Origin of the sequence: Pseudomonas sp. SH10-3B (assembly GCF_019891415.1) — a bacterium.
Classification (GTDB): Bacteria; Pseudomonadota; Gammaproteobacteria; order Pseudomonadales; family Pseudomonadaceae; genus Aquipseudomonas.
In genome coordinates, this window is sequence record NZ_JAFLXD010000013.1 from 25,439 (window position 1) to 47,102 (window position 21,664).

Consider the following 21,664-nt stretch of genomic DNA (forward strand, 5'->3'; position numbering starts at 1 on the left):
ATCACATAGAGCAGGCGCGCGGACATGGGTCAGGCCTCGGAAGGGGTTTGCTTGTAGTTGAAGCCAATCGGGTGCGGCATATTGCGGGCCTTGGCCAGTTCAATCTGCTTTTGCCGGTCGATCGCGCTGCGACGGGTTTTCTCCGGCAGCTTATCCCAGCAATGGGGGCAGCTGATGCCCGCCACATAGTGTTCGGATGCGCGGTCGGAGGCGCTCACCGGCGTGCGGCAGGCATGACATTGATCGTAGTCGCCTTCGCTCAGGTCGTGGCGCACAGTCACGCGATTGTCGAACACAAAACAGTCGCCCTGCCATTTGGTTTCGGCCTGCGGAACCTCTTCGAGGTACTTCAGGATGCCGCCCTTGAGGTGGTAGACCTCATCGAAACCTTCGCTGAGCATATAGCTCGACGCCTTCTCGCAACGAATGCCGCCGGTGCAGAACATGGCGACCTTCTTGTGCTTGGCCGGGTCGAAGTTGGCTTTGATGTAGTCGGGAAATTCGCGAAAACTGGTGGTTTTCGGGTCGATAGCGCCTTCAAACGTGCCGATTGAGACCTCGTAGTCGTTACGGGTGTCGATCAACAGCACTTCGGGGTCGCTGATCAGCGCGTTCCAGTCCTGCGGGTCGACATAGGTGCCGACTTTCTTGTTCGGGTCGACGCCTTCGACGCCCAGGGTCACGATCTCTTTCTTGAGCTTGACCTTGGTGCGGTAGAACGGCTGGTCATCGCAGTACGACTCTTTGTGGTCGATGTCGTCCATGCGTGGGTCGTTCTTCAGCCAGGCCATCAGGCCATCAATGCCTTCGCGGCTGCCGGAAACGGTGCCGTTGATGCCTTCTTCGGCGATCAGCAAGGTGCCTTTGATGCCGTTGTCGACCATCGCCTGCAGCAAGGGCTCGCGCAGGGCGACGTAATCTTCGAGGGTGACGAACTTATACAGTGCCGCCACGACAATCGGTTGAGTCATGGGTGTTCTCTCCAGGTGGCTACCCTCGTAAGGGGTGAACCGGATGCAAAAAAAACGCGCCGGCTAAGCGGCGCGTTGCGGATTCTAGCAAATGCAGGGTTTTAGCAACACCCGCGTATCAGCTATGCCCGCCGGCGCAGGTCGGCGAGGCCGGGGCTGCGTCGATTTTCACCCATTCTTCAGGCGTGTAGGTATGCAGCGCCAGCGCATGAAATTCGCTCATCAGGTCACCCAGGGTGGCGTAGACCTTCTGGTGGCGCTTGACGCGGTTAAGCCCCTCGAACTGCTGGCTGACCAGCACGGCCTTGAAGTGGGTCTGCAACCCACGGCTGTGCATATGGCTCTCATCCAGCACGCTCAAGTGGTCCGGGACCAGGGCGGCGAGCGCCGTTTCGATACGCTGTTGCATGGTCATTCCTGCTTACTTCTTCTTGGCCGGTGCAGCGGCTTTTGGCGTCAGCTCGTTGGTCATGTCTTCCAACAGCTTGTTCACCACCGGCACGGCGCTTTCCAGCTTGGCCTGGGTCATCTGGGCCGATTGCTGGGTCAGTTGCGGCATTTTTTCCAGGACTTTCTTGCCCAGTGGCGACTGGTAGAAGGCAACCAGGTCCTTGAGTTCGGATTCACTGAAGTTGGTGGTGTAGAGCTTGACCATGTCCGGCTTCAGCTTTGGCCAGCCGATGGCTTGGTCCAGGGCGGCGTTGGCCTTTGCCTGGTAGCTGTCCAGTACGGACTGCTTGGCGGCAGGCGCCTTGGTCTGTTCGAAACGCTGGGCGAACATTTGCTGCACTTGCATGTACACCGGGGTACCCAGCTTGTCGGCATGGGCCAGGGTAAGGAAGGCTTCGGCACTGGCGTTGTGGCTGGCGGTATCGGCAAAAACCTGGCCGCTGGCGCAAACCAGAGCAACCGCGGTACAGATGGCACGAAGACGAGTCATCGAGTTTCCTTTTCTAGCAGGCGAGGTAAGACCCCAAGGGCGCCCATTCTGCGCCTAAAAAACGCTGCGGCTCAACCCCGAGCCTTACCGGGCGCGGATTGCAGTGAATGAATCCGATGAAAAGTCTTTTAGGGAACCCCCCAGGCCGATCAGGGCCTAAACTGCGCAAACGAACCTGAAGGAGTGTGCCCGATGAGCCGTATCGAAACCGACAGCCTGGGAGAAGTGGAAGTCCCGGATGACGCTTACTGGGGCGCCCAGACCCAACGTTCGCTGGTGAATTTCGCCATCGGCGAGCAACGCATGCCCCTGGCGGTACTGCACGCGCTGGCCCTGATCAAGAAGGCTGCCGCTCGGGTCAACGACCGCAACGGCGACCTGCCCGCCGATATCGCCCGCCTGATCGAACAAGCCGCCGACGAAGTGCTTGCCGGTCAACATGATGACCAGTTCCCCCTGGTCGTCTGGCAAACCGGCAGCGGCACCCAGAGCAACATGAACGCCAACGAGGTCATCGCCGGCCGCGCCAACGAACTGTCAGGCAAGCCACGCGGCGGCAAGAGCCCGGTGCACCCCAACGATCACGTGAACCGCTCCCAAAGCTCCAACGACTGCTTCCCCACCGCCATGAGCATTGCGGCCGTGCAAGCGGTGCACAAGCAGTTGTTGCCGGCGATCAACACGCTGTCCGGCGGCCTCGCAGAATTGTCGGCACGGCATACGAAACTGGTGAAGACCGGCCGCACCCACATGATGGACGCCACGCCGATCACCTTCGGCCAGGAACTCTCGGCGTTTATCGCCCAGCTCGATTACGCCGAACGTGCGATCCGCAGCGCCCTGCCCCAGGTGTGCGAGCTGGCCCAGGGCGGTACGGCCGTGGGCACCGGGCTGAATGCGCCCCATGGCTTCAGCGAAGCGATTGCCTCGGAATTGGCCGCCTTGTCGGGCCTGCCCTTCGTCACCGCGCCGAACAAATTCGCCGCATTGGCCGGCCACGAACCGATCGTGACCCTGCACGGCGCCCTGAAAACCCTGGCCGTGGCCTTGATGAAAATCGCCAACGACCTGCGCCTGCTGGGCTCCGGCCCGCGCGCCGGCCTGGCGGAGGTGAAGCTGCCGGCCAACGAACCGGGCAGTTCGATCATGCCCGGCAAGGTCAACCCGACCCAATGCGAAGCGCTGTCGATGCTGGCCTGCCAGGTGCTGGGCAATGACGTGACCATCGGCATTGCGGCGAGCCAAGGGCATTTGCAGTTGAACGTGTACAAGCCGGTGATCATCCACAACCTGCTGGAGTCGATCCGTCTGCTGGCCGATGGCTGCAATAACTTCCAGGAGCACTGCATCGCCGGCCTCGAACCCGACGCCGCGAAAATGGCCGAGCACCTGGAGCGCGGGCTGATGCTGGTCACCGCGCTCAACCCACACATCGGCTATGACAAGTCGGCAGAGATCGCCAAGAAGGCCTACGCCGAGGGCTTGACCCTTCGGGAAGCGGCGCTGGACCTGGGCTACCTCACCGACGCTGAGTTCGACCAGTGGGTACGCCCGGAAAACATGCTGGGCGCCTAAGACGCCATACGTAGCCGCCGGGCCTTGAGCCCGGCGAGCAACGACGGCGCCAGCGCGACTGCCGCCGAGCCCATGACGACCACCAACGCGCCAAAATAGCCCAGGGCATTGATCTCTTCGGCCTGTACATAGTCCGGCCACAGCCACGCGGCCAACGCCACCGCCATAAAGGTCACCAGCGGCGTCAGGGCCAGGGTCGCACTCACCCGCGAGGCTTCCCAGTGGGCCAGGGCTTCGGCAAATGCGCCGTAGGCTACCAGCGTGTTCATGCAGCACGCGAGCAACAGCCAGCCCTGCAGCGGGCTCAGGTCCAAGGCCTCCAGCGGATGCGCCCAAGGCGTCAGCAGCACGGCGCAGGACAGGTAGATCACCATCATCACTTGCAGTGAGTTCCATACCGTCAACAACTGCTTCTGGCCCAAGGCATAGAACACCCAGACAGACGTCGCGAGCAGGATCGTCAGCACCCCGGCGGTGTAGGCGCCCAAAGACGTCAGCAATTCGTCCAGGCGTTGGTTGAAGAACAGCCCGAAACCGACGATCAGCACCACCAGGCCCACGCTCTGCCCGACGCTGAAACGCTCCTTGAACACAAACACGCTGGCGATCATCAAAAAGATCGGGCCCATCTGCACCACCAGTTGCGCGGTGCCGGGGCTGAGCAGTTTCAGACCCACCAGGTACAACACGTAGTTGCCCATCAGGCCGCACACCGCCATCGCCACCAGCCAGCCGCCCTTGGGACCAAGCACTGTACGACTGGGCAGGCGCTTGGTCGCGGCGAGGTACACGAACAGGCAACTGCCGGCCACTACCAGGCGAAACCAGGTCACGGTGATCGGGTCCATCACCTGCAACACCTGCTTGAGTTTGATCGGCAGAATGCCCCAGAGCAGCGCGGTCAGCAGGGTCAGGAAAAAACCGTAGACCCAGCGGCCGGAAGAGATATGCATGAGTGCCCCAGAAAATGCCAGAGGTGGAGGAGCGGCCATTCTAGGGGCAAGCGAACGAATTGGGATACGCCGCAGTTCAAATGTGGGAGGGGCGGTGCGACGATTCGACTTGCCCCCTCCCACATGTTGCTTAGCGTACGGCTTCAAACAGTCCCGTGGCGCCCATGCCGCCGCCCACGCACATGGTGACGATGCCATAACGCAAATTACGCCGTTGCAACTCACGCACTAGGTGCCCCACTTGCCGCGAGCCGGTCATGCCGAACGGGTGGCCGATGGAAATCGAGCCGCCGTTGACGTTGTACCGGGCGTTGTCGATTTCCAGACGATTGCGCGCGTACAGGCACTGCGAAGCAAATGCCTCGTTGAGTTCCCACAGGTCGATGTCCGCCACCTGCAAGCCCCGCGCCTTGAGCAGCTTGGGCACCGAGAACACCGGGCCGATACCCATCTCATCCGGCTCGCAACCGGCCACGGCAAATCCACGAAAAAACGCCTTGGGCTTGAGCCCCAGTTCCAGGGCTTTCTCCAGGCTCATCACCAGCGTCATCGAGGCGCCATCGGAGAGCTGCGACGAGTTACCCGCCGTCACCGAGCCGTCTTCGGCAAACACCGGCTTCAAACCGGACAGGCTGGCCAACGTGGTGTCCGGGCGGTTGCAGTCATCGCGGTCGACCACGCCGTCAAGGATCTGCACAGCGCCGGTATTCTTGTCCTCGACCTTGTACTTGACCGCCATCGCCACGATTTCATCGTCGAACAAGCCATCCGCCTGGGCCTGGGCCGTGCGCTGCTGGCTTTGCAGGGCGTAGAGGTCCTGCTCTTCGCGGCTGACGTTGTAGCGGCGGGCGACGATTTCGGCGGTCTGGCCCATGGGAAAGTAGATGCCCGGCACCTGCTCCTTGAGCAGCGGGTTGATCAGGTTATCGGTGTTGACGCTTTTCATGGTCAGGCTGATGGACTCGACGCCGCCGGCGACGATGATGTCGCTGCAGCCCGAAGCGATCTGATTGGCCGCAATCGCAATCGCCTGCAAACCCGACGAGCAGAACCGGTTGAGGGTCATGCCCGCCGTGCCGGTGCCCAATTGCGACAGCACGGCCACGTTACGCCCGATGTTGTAGCCCTGGGCGCCCTCGTTGGAACCGGCGCCGACGATGCAATCCTCGACCGACGCCGGATCGATACCGTTGCGGGCCAGCAGCGCGTTGACGCAATGGGCCGCCATGTCATCCGGGCGGGTCTGGTTGAATTTGCCGCGAAAGGATTTGGCCAGGCCGGTTCGCACGCTGTCGACGATCACTACTTCACGCATGGGCTACCTCGATCTTGTCGTTGTGGGGAGATGGATCGAGGATAGATCCAGGCCTGCCCCACCGCGACGATCATTCACCCGGCATATACAAAAGCATGGTGACAACCATAAACCTGTGGCGAGCAGGCTTGTTGTGGCAAGTGGGCTTGTGTGGCGAGCGGGCTTGTTGTGGCGAGCAGGCTTGCCCTGCGTTGGGGCGCGAAGCGGCCCTGATCCAGGCGCCGCGTTCTTTCAGGCAGACCTTATTGGCTGGTTTGGGGGCCGCTTCGCAGCCCAACGCGGGGCAAGCCCGCTCGCCACAACAGACCCACTTGCCACAACAGGCCCGCTTGCCACAGAGGGCTGCAGCCTGAACAACCCCAGGCCAGTGGTTACTTCTGTTTCTTCTTGTCGTGCTTGTCGGACTTGGCGAACGCCTCCTCCAAGGCCAGGTTGATGGTGCGCAACACCTTGACCCGCGCCCAACGTTTGTCATTGGCCTCCACCAGCGTCCATGGCGAGACTTCGGTGCTGGTGCGGTCGACCATATCGCCCACCGCCGCGCGGTAGTCATCCCATTTTTCGCGGTTGCGCCAGTCGTCTTCGGTGATCTTGAAGCGCTTGAAGGGGATTTCCTCGCGGGCCTGGAAGCGTTCCAGTTGGGTCTGCTTGTCGATGGCCAGCCAGAACTTGACCACGATCACGCCCGCGTCGCGCAGTTGTTCCTCAAAATCATTGATCTCGCCATAGGCACGCATCCAGTCTGCCGGGGTACAGAAACCCTCGATACGCTCCACCAGCACACGGCCGTACCACGAGCGGTCGAACACGGTGAATTTGCCCCGCGCCGGGATCTTCTGCCAGAACCGCCACAGATAAGGCTGGGCGCGCTCATCCTCGGTGGGCGCGGCAATCGGCACGATGTGGTACTGGCGCGGGTCGAGCGCGGCCGCCACCCGACGGATCGCCCCGCCCTTGCCCGCCGCGTCGTTGCCTTCAAAGACCGTCACCAGTGCGTGCTTGCGCATGCGTTTGTCGCGCATCAGGCCGGAGAAGCGCGCCTGCTCGGTAATCAGTTGTTCTTCGTAATCGTCCTTGTCCAGGCTCAGGGTCATGTCGAGGCTGTTGAGCAGGCTCATCTGGTCCACGGCCGACGGCAACGGCGCCGGGTTCATGCCGCTGGCCTTGCCCTTGGGTTGCTTGAGGGCGTTCTGCAGGCCTTCGAGCAGGATCTTGCCCACGGTGAGGCTGCGGTAATGGGCATCGACGCCTTCGATCACATGCCAGGGCGCGTAGTCGCGGCTGGTACGGCGCAGGATGCGCTCGCCGAAATGCACGAACTTGTCGTAGGTCTTGGACTGCTGCCAGTCCAGCGGGCTGATGCGCCAGCTGTGCAACGGGTCATCGGCCAGGGCCTTGAGCCGCGCCTTCATTTGCTTCTTGGACAGGTGGAACCAGAACTTGAAGATCACTGCGCCTTCATCGCAGAGCATTTTCTCCAGGCGCTCGGCACCGGCAATCCCCTGGTCGAGCCGCGCATCCTTGATCTCGCCGTGCACCCGGCTTTGCAGCATCTGGCTGTACCAGTTGCCGAAAAAGATGCCCATGCGGCCTTTGGCAGGCAGTTGGCGCCAATAGCGCCAGGCCGGTGGACGGGCCAGTTCTTCGTCGGTCTGCTGGTCGAAGGTGCGCACCTCGATCAGGCGCGGGTCCATCCATTCATTCAGCAGTTTGACCGTCTCACCTTTGCCGGCGCCTTCAATGCCGTTGATCAGGATGATCACCGGGAAGCGCTTTTGCTGTTGCAGCTCGTACTGCACCTCCAGCAAGGCTTCGCGCAGGGCCGGGACTTCGGCCTCAAAGGTGTCTTTGTCGATGGCGTGACCGATTTCGGCAGATTCGAACATGGGCGGCTCCGTTCCAGAATTCAGCAAGACTAGCGGATTGGGCAACGCGGCGTGCCAGGAAATTCCACCGCCGCTTGCCATGGATCAATGACGCGCCTGTTGATCGGCTAGAATGGCCGCCTTGCCTTTACCGAGCCGCCCATGAATCCGATCACCCACGCCCAGCTCGACTGGGATGACCAAGGTCGCCCGCACTCGCGAGTGTTCGATGACGTGTATTTCTCCGACCAGTCGGGCCTGGATGAAACCCGCTATGTGTTCCTCGAACAGAACCGTTTGCAGGAGCGTTTCGCCGCACTGCCGGCGAACGGGCGGTTGGTGATTGGCGAGACCGGCTTCGGCACCGGGCTGAATTTTCTCTGCGCCTGGCAGTTGTTCGAACAACACGCGGTGGCCGGTGCGCGCCTGCACTTTGTCAGCGTGGAGAAGTACCCGCTGAGTCACGCCGACCTGCAACGCGCCCTCGCCCTCTGGCCGGAGCTGGCGCCCTTCGCCGAACAGCTGCTAGCGCACTACATCGCCATCCACCAAGGCTTCCAGCGCCTGGTGCTGGATAACGGCCGCGTCACCCTCACGCTGCTGATCGGCGATGCCCTGGAGCAACTGCCGCAACTGGACGCGCAGATCGACGCGTGGTTTCTCGACGGTTTCGCCCCGGCGAAAAATCCCGAGATGTGGAGCGCCGAACTGTTCGCCGAACTGGCACGCCTGGCCGCGCCGGGCTCGACCATCAGCACCTTCACCAGTACCGGCTGGGTGCGGCGGCTGATCAATGCCGCCGGCTTCAAGATGAAACGCACCCCCGGCATCGGCCACAAGTGGGAGATTCTGCGCGGTGAGTTTCTCGGCTGGCCGACCGACACGCCGCAACCTGCCAGCCCCAAACCCTGGTTCGCGCGCCCTCCCATGCCCAACGGCGAGCGCCGCGCCCTGGTGATCGGCGGCGGCCTGGCCGGTTGCGCCAGCGCGGCCAGCCTGGCGGCACGGGGTTGGCAGGTCAGCCTGTTGGAACGGCATGACGGCCTCGCTCAGGAGGCATCCGGTAATCCACAAGGGGTGCTGTATCTGAAGCTGTCGGCACATGGCACGGCGTTGTCGCAGATGATTGTCAGCGGTTTCGGGCATACCCGGCGCCTGCTGGAGCACCTGCAACGGGGGGTGGATTGGGACGGTTGCGGCGTACTGCAACTGGCCTTCAATGCCAAGGAGGCCGAACGCCAGGCGCAGTTGGCCCAGGCATTCGCCCCGCAGCTGCTGCATCTGCTGGATAAGGCTCAAGCCCAGGCCCGGGCCGGTGTGGGCCTGGAGCATGGCGGGTTGTTTTTCCCCGAGGGCGGCTGGGTGCATCCGCCCGCGCTGTGCCTATGGCAGGCCCGCCAGCCAGGCATCGAAGTGCTGGCCCATCATGATGTGCTGGAGTTGCGCAAAGTCGACGACCACTGGCAAGCCTGGGACGCCGATCATCTGCTCGCCAGCGCCCCCGTGGTGGTGTTGGCCGGGGCCGCTGAAGTCAAACGTTTTGCCGCCAGCGCCGAGCTGCCCCTCAAGCGTATCCGCGGGCAAATCACCCGACTGCCGCAGACTGCCGCCAGCCGGGCCCTGGCCACGGTGGTGTGTGCCGAAGGCTATGTGGCGCCGGCCCGCCAGGGCGAACACACCCTGGGCGCCAGCTTTGATTTCAACAGCGACGACCTCACCCCTACCGCTGCCGAGCACGCCGGTAACCTTGAGCTGCTGCAAGAGATCTCTCCGGACCTGGCCGAGCGCCTGCACGCCGCCGACCTTGCCGCGCACACCCTGGAAGGCCGCGCCGCGTTTCGCTGCACCAGCCCGGACTACTTGCCGATAGTCGGGCCACTGGCCGACACCCTGGCGTTCGACCAAGCCTACGCCTCGCTACGCAAAGACGCGCGCCACACGCCGCAGGCCGCCTGCCCCTGGCTCGACGGCCTGTACATCAACAGCGGTCACGGCTCACGGGGCCTGATCACCGCGCCACTGTCCGGCGAGTTGCTGGCAGCATGGCTGGACAACGAACCGCTGCCGCTACCGCGCAGTGTGGCCGAAGCCTGCCATCCGAACCGGTTCGCGGTACGCGCGTTGATTCGCAGCAACACGGTAAAAACCCCTCGGTAAGTGCAGGCTCAACGCGACGGCGGCAAGGCACAGGCGTCCAGGTCATCGGCTCTCAACGCCGCCTCAGTCTGGCGTTCGAGCTCGGCGGATTCTGCCCGGTCCTGCTCGCCGCCGATCCTGTCGATTTCAGTTTTATAGGTGGCGTCATCCAGGGTTTCCCGCTTATCGAACAGCTCTTCGGAGCGCGCACGAAAGGGCTGGCTCAAGGCTTCGAACGCGTCGGGGTCAGTGATTTTCAGATACTTGACCCACCACGGCTGCTTGGCCAGATACTTCAACAGCTGCGGCGACAGCTCAGCCTCTTTCACCTGTGCCTCAGCGCGCCTGAGCATATGCTGGGTTACCCCGGCCAGGCTGGCGTAACGCATATGGCGAGGTTGCCCGGGCAAATGCAGGCGCTCGACCAAGCCCGTGCGAAAGGCCAGGTGCACCTCCAGCGGATCGAGCGCCGGATGCTCGGAGCTGTAGCGGCGGGCGATGGACGCCAACTGATCCAGGCGAAACAAGCCCTTGCCCAGGCTCAGCAACGGTTTGGCCGTGGCCTCACCACTCTCGACCTTTCGTACCGCCTCACGGACCAGGACCATGGTCTGCACGTCACTGAACGTCACCGCTGCGGAATCATCACAGTTCAATGGCGTGGCCGCCAGGTCGAAGACTGTCGTGCGCAATTCATCATCGGCCGCTATCGCGTCCAGCACTTCCCAGACCCGCGTCTCCATGTCCTCACGCACATACATGCTGTCTGCCGTACCTTCCAGGCCGGCCAGCAGGTTGAACAGCCCATCGGAAACCGGCTCATCCCAAAGCCCTTTCCACGTCGCCGCCTTTTCGGCATAGGCCGGCAAGCGCTCATCCCCCAGCCACAACGCCTTGGCCCGCTGCTCGTTGAGCCGGCCAATGTGATCCTCGAGAAAGCCCATGCCCTCGCCCGTCGCTGCCTTGTGGGTGCTCAGTAACTGACGGCTGGTGTCATCCAGTGGATTTTGATCCAGATGGATGTTCTCGGGTCTGTTGAGTGTCGAATCGAACAACCAGGCCGGCAGGCTGGCAATATCATTGCCCCGCAGGTCCAGGCGTTTGAGGCCCGGAATGTTCCTGATGCCCGCCGGCAGGCTTGTAAGACGGCAATTGCGCAACGCCAACGTCTGCAAATCAAGCATCTTGTGGACGATGGGCGGATCCAGCAGCGGGTTGTTGCTCAGGTTCAGCACCTTCAACGCCCTGAGGTCCGCGAGTTTGGTGCGGGTGTACTCCGTCAGTTGCAGCCGGTTATGGTCCAGGTACAAATAACTGAGCTGCTTCATCTGCTGAAGCACTTCAGGTAATCGCGTGAGCTGGTTGTCCGTCAGCTCCAGAGCGCGCACCCCCTTGAAGTGCCGGATAAAGTACGACACATCATCGTTAAGCCCCATCCGCTTGAGCGACAGTTGCTGCACATGATCGAATTGGACGTCCGGCGGCAGGGTCGGCAAGCCTGCCAGGGTCATGCCGTCAAGGGACAGGCTCGGGACTTTCCGACCTTCTGCATCGGACGCCACCGACGCATATCGCCAGCTGTTCTTGATCGCCTCTGCGGCTTGGTGCCGCGCCTGGCGGACGTCCCGCAGGGCCTGGTCCGAGCGCGCTTGCACCACCTTTTCCTTGGCCCACAGTTTCAGGGTTCGTTGCAGCTTCTCGTACTGCTCCTCACGCGCGCGCACTGCATTGGCACGGGCCAGGTCATCGCTGCCCAGGCCCTGCAAGAAGCTCGAAACGCGCACGCTGTCGAACCAGGGGTAGAGTTTCCTGACCTTATATTCCAACCCTCGCGGGAATCGCTGCGGCTGCGCCGGAATCGCCTGGATACACACGGGTGCACGCTCCTGCGGTAGCGCACGTTCCGGCCACAGGTAACGGGCAATCCGGCTTCGCTCATCCTGGGATTTGCTGATGATGGCGTGCCGCAAGTGGCTGGCCCTGCCGTTTCCGGTAAGGTGCATTGCGTCGAGTTGCTCGCTGGTCAAACAATCGAGCAGCGCCGTGTAGAAACCTTCCGAGCCGCCGGCCAGCGCCCCCAACGGCGCCCCTTGCCCATCGTGGGCACGAAACCCCTTGGCCGACTGAACTACCACGCGCGTCACAGCGACGTCTGAATCGCCGACCTGGGCCAGGACCTCGCCCCCCACGCGCTCACGGCGCACGTTCAGTGACATGTCCTCGGGCCAGCCGGGTAGCCGCCGCAGCAAGCCGGTAGCGATGCGGCGAGTAGCATCGTTGGCCAATTCCGGTACATACAGGCCCGTCAGGGCCTCGTCTTCTTCCAGCACCTCCTGGGTCTCCCGCGCCCATTGACTGAGGCGCAACGGCACGTGCCGGGTATGACGCAAGCGCAAGCGCTCGGCGCTGGAGGCTTTGCTCATGACCTCCCAGGCGAGCCGAATGGGCAACTGTGGATGACGATCCTTGAGCAACCCATGGTCCGTGCGGTCGCCGACGTCGGCATGCGCCCGCAGCCGTTCATACAGCGCTCGATGATTCTGCTTGATCGATGCCGTCAGGCGTTGCGTCAATATGGCTGGCTCCTCCCCAGGCTGAAAGGTGCCTTCCAGCAGTTTCAGCTTCTCCTCATCGTCCAGGGCGGCCAGCAACGTGGGAATGATCTGCCCGCTTTTCAGTTGCTGCGCAGTGAGGTGGATGCTCAAGTCTTCGTAGTCAAATGGCGCGGTGTCAGGGTGACGCTCAAGCACATACCCCTCATCGTCCAGCAGTTCGAAAAAACGCCCTTGGGGCCAGCCGTCCATCAGCGGCAGAGCCTGCATCTGCACATGAGAGGTGGTGGCATCGAGGGGGGCTTCATTTTCCATTTGCCAGACCAGGTCGCGAACACCCTGGTTCTGCCTGAAGCGCTGCGCACAGTCGCGAAGCCGCTCCGGCAGCGGCAGGTTGTCCCTGGCCAGTTGCTTCAGGCGAGACAGGTTCATATCGGTGATCGCAGCGATGTCGCGCAATTGCTCGGGAGTAAAGGATTTCAGGGGCGGGTCCAGGCGCCCCAGAATGTATTCGACATTTTCCCACTCATAAGGGCGTTCGAACGAGAACTGCCAACCGCCCTGAAAGTTGTGGCTCACGGGCGGCTGGTACGCCGATGCACGCCGCGGATGCACGGCTCTCCAGCGACCGCTGCGGGCATCGAAGGTGATCGAATACACCCCGCCGTCGATATTGACGTACGACTGGCCATCGACCTGATACACCCCGCGAGGGCCGGCCACGCGTCCTTGCAGCGAGATGGACCGGCGGTAAGGCTCGGTACGGGTCCGCCATAGTCGCGTGGTCTGATCCGGCATCCGCACGCCTTCGACCTTGTCATACAGCCTCGATGTGGAGGGTGTGGATCGCCACAACCGGCCCACCACTTTCGTACCCGCCGCGAACAACGCCATGGCGGCAAGGTTTTCAGCAACGTTGGTCAGGTGCCGGAGTGCTTCGTGCTTGTCTTGGTGGACCCAATCATCCACCCCTTCGAAGACCTCCCCCAGAATTTGCCCCACTGCCACGCCCATCATCAACTGGCCGATGACCGGCACCATCAGCCCCGCGACATTCAGCACCGTCAGGCCAATGTCCAGGTAGTTCTGAATGCGCAGGCGACGCGCATCGTCATCGGCCTGGGCGTTGGGCACTGCCAATACCAAGGCATCGAGCCGGAGTTTGCCGACACAGGCGTTGAAAAAAAACGTCGACAGGTTGCTCGTTACCGCCAGCGGCTCCACCCGCACCAGGGTTTTGTTCTGGTCAAAGCGTTGAAAAAAATCGAAGCGCTCGGACTCATCCAGATAGCAGGTGAAAAAACCTCGATAAGCGCTGACCTGGAGCTTGAGCGCCAGGTAGACCTTGAACTGCTCCAGGGACTCGTAGCGATACCACGGCCGCACCGGCTCATTGGGCATGTACACCACAATCGGGCCACTGGAGAAACCCTCGGCAGCACTGCTGGAAAACACCAGCACACCCCACAGGCAAGTCCCGTTGATATTCAGGCCCTGCCAGGTCAGCGGCTGGCCGTTGAACCACACGTTTGAAATGTCGCTGGCCGGCAGGTCGACCCTGACCACGCCGAGCAACAGCGCACGGGTGGGTGCGTCGATATCCCCCTTGCCATAGGCCACCTGCAGGTCGATCTGCATATCCAGGCAACGGGGGTGACCAACCTCCCGCACCGCCGGGTTATGCCCGCGCCCGGTGTCCACGCTGCCCTCGGTTGGGACGGGCAGGTTGAACACCTCGCGGATATGGGCCTGATACGCCTCGCCCAGGTTCAGCTCCCGGCAGTAACCGACAAAGGTATGCGCGGTTAGATTCTGCGCAATGGCGCGCCCCGGCCCGACACGCACGACCGCGTTGAACGGTATGCCCCCGACCTCGGCAGCGGCGTCGGAAAAGTTCTGCATCGCCGCCTGCAGCAGGCTGTGCCTCTCCAGGTTGATGGTCTCGATCAGCCTGCCGCCAAGGTCCGCACCCACGCCACTGAATGAGCGTCTGGGCAGATCCAGGGTGTCATGGTCGATGTCCAGCCCAGCCAGCCCTTTGGTCGCCAGCAAGGCCGTGAGGCGTTCGCGGCAAAACTGATCGAGGGGCTTGAGGCGGCCCAGCAGCCGGTGCAGTTTTTCCCGTGGCCGTTCACTGTCGGCGTGTAGCTGCTCAATGGCCTGGAGCACTTGGGAATCGGCCTTGACCCACCAGGCCGGCAACCGCTCGTACAAGACCTGCGCGGTATCCAAGTCACCGGTGACATCCAGCAATGCGCTCATCAGTTCGTCCCGAGTCACCGGCACGACCACCTCACTCAAATTACCTGTTTGCGTCATTAACAACGTTCCTTCATTGCGTTGAACAATGACGCCAGACGATAGGCGCACCTTCGCCGCAAAAGGGTTCAAATAACTGCGCATTTGCCCTGCGCACCCCACGACTATTTGCATCTGAACGCGACCTAATTACCCCCACTTCGACCCACGCCATACAGGCCGCAGGGCCACTGGCCGAGGGGTACGGCTTTTTGCCATATAACTTATTGTTCTAAAACTCCGCGTATAGCCTCGGGTCAGTCCCTAGGTACCCGCCTTTTTGGCGCGGGTCTTTCTATCCCTCCCCAACGGAAAAACCGGTAAGGAACCTATGTGCGGATTAGCTGGCGAGTTACGTTTCGATCTTCAACCTGCGGACCTCGCAGCGGTGGAGCGAATCACCCATCACTTGGCACCACGCGGCCCTGACGCGTGGGGCTTCCACGCCCAAGGGCCGATTGCCCTGGGCCATCGACGCCTGAAAATCATGGACCTGTCGGACGGCTCCGCCCAACCGATGGTCGACGCCCAACTGGGCCTGTCCCTGGCGTTCAACGGTGCGATCTATAACTTCCCGGAATTGCGCCAGGAGCTTGAAGCCCTCGGCTATGCGTTCTATTCCGGTGGCGACACCGAAGTGTTGCTCAAGGGCTATCACGCCTGGGGCGAAGCGCTGCTGCCCAAGCTCAACGGCATGTTTGCCTTTGCCATCTGGGAGCGCGATGCCCAGCTCCTGTTCATCGCCCGTGACCGTCTTGGCGTCAAGCCGCTGTACCTGTCGCGCACCGGTCAGCGCCTGCGCTTTGCCTCGGCGCTGCCGGCGTTGCTCAAGGGCGGTGATATCAACCCGATCCTCGATCCGGTGGCGCTCAATCACTACTTGAATTTCCACGCCGTAGTGCCTGCACCACGCACCCTGTTGGCGGGTATTGAAAAACTGCCGCCGGCCAGTTGGATGCGCATTGATGCGCAGGGCAACACCGAGCAGAAAACCTGGTGGACCCTGCCCTACGGACCCCATGAGGACGAGCGCAATCTCACCCTCGAAGACTGGACCGACCGCGTGCTCGACAGCACCCGCGAAGCCGTGGCCATCCGTCAACGGGCTGCCGTGGATGTCGGTGTGCTGCTCTCCGGCGGCGTCGACTCGAGCATGCTCGTCGGCCTGCTGCGTGAAGTCGGCGTGCAGGACCTGTCGACCTTCTCCATCGGTTTTGAAGACGCCGGTGGCGAGCGTGGCGACGAGTTCCAGTATTCGGACCTGATCGCCAAGCACTACGGCACCCGTCACCACCAACTGCGCATTGCCGAACGCGAGATCATCGAACAACTGCCGGCGGCGTTCCGCGCCATGAGCGAGCCGATGGTCAGCCATGACTGCATCGCCTTCTACCTGCTGTCGCGGGAAGTGGCCAAGCATTGCAAGGTGGTGCAGAGCGGCCAGGGCGCAGACGAGTTGTTCGCCGGTTACCACTGGTACCCGCAGGTGGATGGCGCGAGCGACCCGTATGCGGCTTATCGCGAAGCGTTCTTTGACCGCAGCTACGACGACTACGCCGCCACTGTCGCGCCGAAATGGCTGACCGCCAACGACGCCGCAGGCGACTTCGTGCGCGAGCATTTTGCGATGCCCGGCGCGGACGCCGCCGTGGACAAGGCGCTGCGCCTGGACAGCACGGTGATGCTGGTGGATGACCCGGTCAAACGTGTCGACAACATGACCATGGCCTGGGGCCTGGAAGCCCGCACACCGTTCCTCGACTACCGCCTGGTGGAGTTGTCGGCACGCGTGCCGGGCAAATTCAAATTGCCCGACGGTGGCAAGCAAGTGTTGAAAGAAGCCGCACGCCGGGTCATCCCGAGCGAAGTCATCGACCGCAAGAAAGGCTACTTCCCGGTACCGGGCCTCAAGCATTTGCAAGGCGACACCCTGAACTGGGTGCGCGAATTGCTGCTGGACCCGAGCCAGGATCGCGGCCTGTTCAACCCGGCCATGCTCGACCGCCTGCTCACCGACCCGCAGGGCCAATTGACCCCCCTGCGCGGCTCGAAATTGTGGCAACTGGCGGCGCTGAACCTGTGGCTCAGCGAACAAGGAATCTGATTGATGAAACCCCATGCAGCGGCTTACAGCCAACGCTTGTTGAAGGGCCAGGCGCCGACGTACGAGCGCCTGCAAGCGCGTCTGGCCGAAGATGGCAGCCCATTGGCCGCCGAGCCGATCGCCGTGCATTGCGGCTGGGGCCGGTTGTTGATCGGCCATACCTTCCCGGACCCGGCCAGCCTGGCCCAGGAGCTGCTCAACGAACAGCCCGGCGAGCGCGACATCGCACTCTACGTAGCGGCCCCCCAGCAGATCCTCGGAATCGATCCGCAGCAGCTGTTCCTCGATCCTTCGGACACCCTGCGTCTGTGGTTCAGCGACTACCGCCCGGCCACCCGTGTGTTTCGCGGCTTTCGGATTCGCCGGGTGCAGACCGAAGCCGATTGGCTGGCGGTGAACCAGCTGTACCAGGGGCGCGGCATGTTGCCGGTCGACGCCGCACGCCTCACACCGCGCCATGAAGGTGGCCCGGTGTATTGGCTGGCGGAAGACGAAGACAGTGGCACGATAATCGGCAGCGTGATGGGGCTGAACCATCAAAAAGCCTTTCACGACCCGGAAAACGGTTGCAGCCTGTGGTGCCTGGCGGTTGACCCGCAATGCACACGCCCCGGTGTCGGTGAAGTGCTGGTGCGCCACCTGGTGGAACACTTTATGAGCCGTGGCCTGAGCTATCTGGACCTGTCGGTGCTGCACGATAACCGCCAGGCCAAGAGCCTCTACGCCAAGCTGGGTTTCCGTGCGCTGACCACCTTTGCGATCAAGCGCAAGAACGGTATCAACCAGCCGCTGTTCCTCGGCCCCGGCCCGCAGGCGGGGTTCAACCCGTATGCGCGGATCATCGTCGAAGAGGCCCATCGCCGCGGTATTGATGTGCAGGTGGATGACGCCGACGCCGGCTTGTTCACCCTCAGCCATGGCGGGCGCCGCGTGCGCTGCCGCGAGTCGCTGAGCGACCTGACCAGCGCGATCAGCATGACCCTCTGCCAGGACAAGAGCCTCACCCACAAGGTGTTGAAAGCGGCGGGTTTGAAACTGCCTTCGCAGCAACTGGCGGGCAGTGCCGACGACAACCTGGAGTTCCTCGACGAACACCAGCGCATTGTGGTCAAGCCGCTGGATGGCGAACAAGGCCAGGGCGTGGCGGTGGATCTGCAGAGCATCGAAGAGGTGCAGCAGGCGATCGAAGCGGCGCGGCAGTTCGACAGCCGGGTGTTGCTCGAAAGCTTCCACGAAGGCCTGGACCTGCGCATTTTGGTGATTGGCTTTGAGGTAGTCGCCGCCGCGATCCGCCGCCCCGCCGAAGTGACCGGTGACGGCCAGCATTCCATCGGCGCGCTGATCGAAGCCCAGAGCCGACGCCGTCAGGCGGCCACCGACGGCGAAAGCAAAATCCCCGTGGATGCAGAAACCGAACGCACTCTGCACGCCGCCGGCTACGACTACAGCAGCATCCTGCCCCGTGGCCAGACCCTGGCCGTGCGCCGCACCGCCAACCTGCACACGGGCGGTTGCCTGGAAGACGTCACCGCGATCCTCCACCCCACGCTGATTGACGCCGCCGTGCGTGCTGCCCGCGCCCTGGACATCCCAATGGTGGGCCTGGACCTGATGGTGCCCGCTGCCGATCAGCCCGAGTACGTATTTATCGAAGCCAACGAACGGGCCGGCCTGGCCAATCATGACCCGCAACCGACAGCGGAGAAGTTTGTGGACCTGTTATTCCCCCATAGCCAGCCGACGGCTCAATAACCCTATGGCGAGCGGGCTTGCCACAACAAGCCCCTTAGCCACAACAGCCCCACTGGCCACAGCATTTGCCTTATTTCATCAGGAGTCTTTATGACCCGAACCATTCCCGAACCGGATCTCAACTACCTGCAAAAAGTCTTGCTGGAAATGCTCGCCATTCCCAGCCCCACCGGGTTTACCGACACCATCGTGCGCTACGTCGCCGAGCGCCTGGAAGAACTCGGTATCCCGTTTGAAATGACCCGGCGCGGCACGATTCGCGCCACCCTCAAGGGCCAGAAAAACAGCCCCGACCGCGCGGTGTCCGCGCACCTGGACACCATTGGCGCCGCCGTGCGCGCGATCAAGGACAATGGCCGGCTGACCCTCGCCCCGGTGGGCTGCTGGTCAAGCCGCTTTGCCGAAGGCAGCCGCGTCAGCCTGTTTACCGACAACGGCGTGATCCGTGGCAGCGTGTTGCCGTTGATGGCCTCCGGGCACGCGTTCAATACCGCCGTGGATGAAATGCCGGTGAGCTGGGACCACGTGGAATTGCGCCTGGACGCCTATTGCGCCACCCGCGCCGATTGCGATTCCCTGGGGATCGGCATCGGTGACTACGTGGCGTTCGACCCGTTGCCCGAGTTCACCGAGAGCGGGCATATCAGTGCCCGCCACCTGGATGACAAAGCCGGTGTCGCCGCCCTGCTCGCCGCGCTCAAGGCTATTGTCGACAGCGGCGAACCGCTGCTGATCGACTGCCACCCGCTGTTCACCATCACCGAAGAAACCGGCAGTGGCGCAGCGGCGGCCCTGCCCTGGGATGTGAGTGAGTTTGTCGGCATCGACATTGCCCCGGTCGCCCCCGGCCAGCACTCCAGCGAGCATGCGGTCAGTGTGGCGATGCAGGATTCCGGCGGGCCGTATGACTATCACCTGTCCCGCCATTTGCTGCGCCTGGCAGCAGATAACGACTTGCCCGTGCGTCGCGACCTGTTCCGCTATTACTTCAGCGACGCCCACTCGGCGGTGACTGCCGGTCACGATATCCGCACCGCCCTGCTCGCGTTCGGTTGCGACGCGACCCATGGCTATGAGCGCACCCATATCGACAGCCTGGCTGCGCTGAGTCGGCTGTTGGGCGCGTATATCCTCAGCCCGCCGGTGTTCGCCAGTGATGCGCAACCGGCCCAGGGTTCATTGGATCGGTTCAGCCATCAGATCGAGCACGAAACGCAGATGGAGAGCGACACCCGCGTGCCGTCGGTGGACAGCCTGGTCGGTCAGAAGTCCTGACGCTGGCAACTGCGGTCCCGGCGCAGTAGCATCGCCGGGACCCATCACCCGAGGCTTGTATGCTGATTCCCTACGACGCACTTGAAGTCGACACCCTGACCCGCCTTATCGAAGACTTCGTGACCCGTGACGGCACCGACAATGGCGACGACACGCCCCTGGAAACCCGCGTGCTGCGGGTGCGCCAGGCGCTGACCAAGGGCCAGGCGCTGATCGTGTTCGACCCGGACAGCGAGCAGTGCCAGTTGATGCTCAAGCACGATGTGCCCAAGCATCTGTTCGACTGACTCAGGGGTTAGTGGAGGACTGGGGTTGCGTGGCTTGACGCTCAAGGATCTTCTGGTAGACCTCGGCGCGGTGGACATGCACCCCGACCGGCGCAGCAATCCCGAATTTCACCTGGTTACCGTTCAACTCGAGAATGTGCACGGTGATGTCATCGCCGATGGAGATGATTTCGCCTACGGCACGGCTTAAGACCAGCATGGCGGTTGTCCTTATTGAATAACAGGACCCCGACCATGCGCGCTGGGTGTGGGTGCAGCAATGCCTCGCGGCAAAATCAGGCAACACCTACAAATGAAGGTAAATTGCCTGACAGACTAACCCCAAATCAGGCCTTAACAGCCTGGGCCTTGGCGCGCATCTTGTCGGCCATGGTGGTCATTTCGTCGTAGAGCAACTGCGGGTTCTTCTGCTTCAAAGCCCACGCCATCCGCCCTTGCTCATGGGGCAGGATCATGAACTCGCCCTGCGCCACGCGTTGATAGATGTAGTCGGCAATGTCCGCCGCCGAGATCGGCGAACTCTCCAACAACTTGCCCACCTGAGCCTTCATGGCCGGCGTCGGCCCACGGAATGAGTCCAACAGGTTGGTCTGGAAGAACGACGGGCACACCACGTGCACCCCGACTTCCTGCTGCTTGAGCTCCACCAGCAAACTCTCCGACAGCGCCACCACTCCGGCCTTGGCCACGTTGTAGTTGCTCATGGCCGGCCCCTGCATCAGTGCCGCCATTGAGGCGATGTTGATAATGCGCCCCTTGCTCTTTTCCAGCAGTGGCAGGAACGCCTTGCAGCCCTTGACCACACCCATCAGGTTGATTGCGATCTGCCAATCCCAGTCCTCCAGGGACAGTTCGGCAAAGAAACCGCCCGAGGCCACGCCGGCATTGTTGACGATCACATCGATGCCGCCCAGCTTCACTTCGCAGGCCTGGGCAAACGCGGTGAGCTGGCTGTAGTCGCGCACGTCGCAGCGCTGGATAAACCCATCGCCACCGGCTTCGCGCACCAGCTTCAGGGTTTCCTGCAGACCTGGCTCGCTGACATCCGACAAGGCCAACTGCCAACCCTCACGGGCCCAGCGCAGAGCGATTTCACGACCCAGGCCGGACCCGGCGCCAGTGATCATCATGCGGTTTTGCATAGGAAGTAGCCTTGTGGTTCACAGAGGAAGTGATCGGCAGTGTAGCGAAGGTTTTTCCTACACCCACGCACCATCAGATTGATGAATGCCCCAGGCAAACCACAGGCCGGGTCGGATGCCCGCCTATAGCCTAAGTTCAATCTTTTTCAATTAACCCAGCAGGGTTGTGAACGGATTAAACGAAATAAGGGTGTTTGCGAAATGCTTTAAAAAAACACGGAATTTTCTGTGAAGCCGCACAGTCGGAGTTGTTAAGGCGTCCGAAATAAAACACACGGGCCTCTCGTTAAATAACCGGTCTTGCACAAGGCCTATAAGGAAAACAAAACATGAGCCTAATTCTAATCATCATCCTGATCCTCTTGCTGGTTGGTGGTCTGCCAGTGTTCCCTCACTCGCGTAACTGGGGTTATGGCCCGTCGGGTATCCTCGGTGTAGTGCTGGTTGTGCTGCTGGTCCTGTTGTTGCTGGGCCGCATATAACCGCTACGCGGTAATAA

The 21,664-nt window shown here is 62.2% G+C and carries 16 protein-coding genes; 7 read left to right on the forward strand and 9 right to left on the reverse strand.

Features of this window, described 5'->3' with window-relative positions; all coding sequences use genetic code 11:
* Window positions 1–29: 29 nt before the first annotated feature.
* The 3 genes from J1G35_RS12380 to J1G35_RS12390 all read right to left on the reverse strand — a co-directional run bounded on the left by J1G35_RS12380 (window position 30) and on the right by J1G35_RS12390 (window position 1,911).
* A complete protein-coding gene (locus tag J1G35_RS12380) occupies window positions 30–971 on the reverse strand; it encodes a rhodanese-related sulfurtransferase (RefSeq protein WP_053129432.1) in 942 nt (313 codons plus the stop codon).
* A gap of 118 nt (window positions 972–1,089) precedes the next feature.
* Complete coding sequence (locus J1G35_RS12385; protein WP_223015095.1) at window positions 1,090–1,386, reverse strand: BolA/IbaG family iron-sulfur metabolism protein; 297 nt, start codon at window positions 1,384–1,386, stop codon at window positions 1,090–1,092.
* 6 nt (window positions 1,387–1,392) lie between these two features.
* Window positions 1,393–1,911, reverse strand: coding sequence for a DUF2059 domain-containing protein (locus tag J1G35_RS12390; protein ID WP_003236690.1), 519 nt, complete (start codon window positions 1,909–1,911; stop codon window positions 1,393–1,395).
* Between the two features lie 192 nt (window positions 1,912–2,103).
* Between J1G35_RS12390 and J1G35_RS12395 the strand changes: the two genes are divergently transcribed.
* Window positions 2,104–3,486 (forward strand): class II fumarate hydratase, encoded by a 1,383-nt coding sequence (locus tag J1G35_RS12395; RefSeq protein WP_223015096.1) that lies wholly within the window; start codon window positions 2,104–2,106, stop codon window positions 3,484–3,486.
* On the opposite strand, the gene J1G35_RS12400 is transcribed toward J1G35_RS12395, so the two are convergent.
* The 3 genes from J1G35_RS12400 to pap all read right to left on the reverse strand — a co-directional run bounded on the left by J1G35_RS12400 (window position 3,483) and on the right by pap (window position 7,640).
* Window positions 3,483–4,439 (reverse strand): DMT family transporter, encoded by a 957-nt coding sequence (locus J1G35_RS12400; RefSeq protein ID WP_223015097.1) that lies wholly within the window; start codon window positions 4,437–4,439, stop codon window positions 3,483–3,485. The genes J1G35_RS12395 and J1G35_RS12400 overlap by 4 nt on opposite strands.
* Window positions 4,440–4,569: 130 nt before the next feature.
* Window positions 4,570–5,754, reverse strand: coding sequence for a thiolase family protein (locus tag J1G35_RS12405; protein ID WP_223015098.1), 1,185 nt, complete (start codon window positions 5,752–5,754; stop codon window positions 4,570–4,572).
* Between the two features lie 371 nt (window positions 5,755–6,125).
* Window positions 6,126–7,640: a polyphosphate:AMP phosphotransferase gene (gene pap, locus J1G35_RS12410; RefSeq protein WP_053129417.1), complete on the reverse strand. Its 1,515-nt coding sequence runs from the start codon at window positions 7,638–7,640 to the stop codon at window positions 6,126–6,128.
* Between the two features lie 141 nt (window positions 7,641–7,781).
* On the opposite strand from pap, the gene mnmC reads away from it, so the two are divergent.
* Window positions 7,782–9,776, forward strand: coding sequence for a bifunctional tRNA (5-methylaminomethyl-2-thiouridine)(34)-methyltransferase MnmD/FAD-dependent 5-carboxymethylaminomethyl-2-thiouridine(34) oxidoreductase MnmC (gene mnmC, locus J1G35_RS12415; RefSeq protein WP_223015099.1), 1,995 nt, complete (start codon window positions 7,782–7,784; stop codon window positions 9,774–9,776).
* Window positions 9,777–9,784: 8 nt separating this feature from the next.
* Here the strand turns inward: mnmC and J1G35_RS12420 are convergent, their stop codons facing one another.
* Window positions 9,785–14,626 carry an NEL-type E3 ubiquitin ligase domain-containing protein gene (locus tag J1G35_RS12420; protein WP_223015100.1) on the reverse strand — a complete coding sequence of 1,614 codons (4,842 nt, stop codon included), beginning with the start codon at window positions 14,624–14,626 and terminating at the stop codon, window positions 9,785–9,787.
* A gap of 310 nt (window positions 14,627–14,936) precedes the next feature.
* Between J1G35_RS12420 and J1G35_RS12425 the strand changes: the two genes are divergently transcribed.
* The 4 genes from J1G35_RS12425 (at window position 14,937) to J1G35_RS12440 (ending at window position 20,023) form a co-directional block, all read left to right on the forward strand.
* Window positions 14,937–16,709, forward strand: coding sequence for an N-acetylglutaminylglutamine amidotransferase (locus tag J1G35_RS12425; RefSeq protein ID WP_223015101.1), 1,773 nt, complete (start codon window positions 14,937–14,939; stop codon window positions 16,707–16,709).
* A gap of 3 nt (window positions 16,710–16,712) precedes the next feature.
* Complete coding sequence (gene ngg / locus J1G35_RS12430) at window positions 16,713–18,461, forward strand: N-acetylglutaminylglutamine synthetase (RefSeq protein WP_223015102.1); 1,749 nt, start codon at window positions 16,713–16,715, stop codon at window positions 18,459–18,461.
* A gap of 90 nt (window positions 18,462–18,551) precedes the next feature.
* Window positions 18,552–19,736, forward strand: coding sequence for an osmoprotectant NAGGN system M42 family peptidase (locus J1G35_RS12435; protein WP_053129400.1), 1,185 nt, complete (start codon window positions 18,552–18,554; stop codon window positions 19,734–19,736).
* A gap of 59 nt (window positions 19,737–19,795) precedes the next feature.
* The gene (locus tag J1G35_RS12440; RefSeq protein WP_003236706.1) at window positions 19,796–20,023 is read left to right on the forward strand and encodes a YheU family protein; all 228 of its coding nucleotides are present in this window, start codon (window positions 19,796–19,798) and stop codon (window positions 20,021–20,023) included.
* A gap of 1 nt (window position 20,024) precedes the next feature.
* Here the strand turns inward: J1G35_RS12440 and csrA are convergent, their stop codons facing one another.
* Complete coding sequence (gene csrA / locus J1G35_RS12445; RefSeq protein ID WP_223015103.1) at window positions 20,025–20,222, reverse strand: carbon storage regulator CsrA; 198 nt, start codon at window positions 20,220–20,222, stop codon at window positions 20,025–20,027.
* Between the two features lie 127 nt (window positions 20,223–20,349).
* Entirely contained in the window at window positions 20,350–21,165 is an 816-nt protein-coding gene (locus J1G35_RS12450; RefSeq protein ID WP_223015104.1) for an SDR family oxidoreductase, read from the reverse strand.
* 329 nt (window positions 21,166–21,494) lie between these two features.
* Here J1G35_RS12450 and J1G35_RS12455 point away from each other — a divergent pair, with 329 nt between their 5' ends.
* A complete protein-coding gene (locus tag J1G35_RS12455; RefSeq protein ID WP_015885095.1) occupies window positions 21,495–21,647 on the forward strand; it encodes a DUF3309 family protein in 153 nt (50 codons plus the stop codon).
* The last annotated feature ends 17 nt before the right edge of the window (window positions 21,648–21,664 follow it).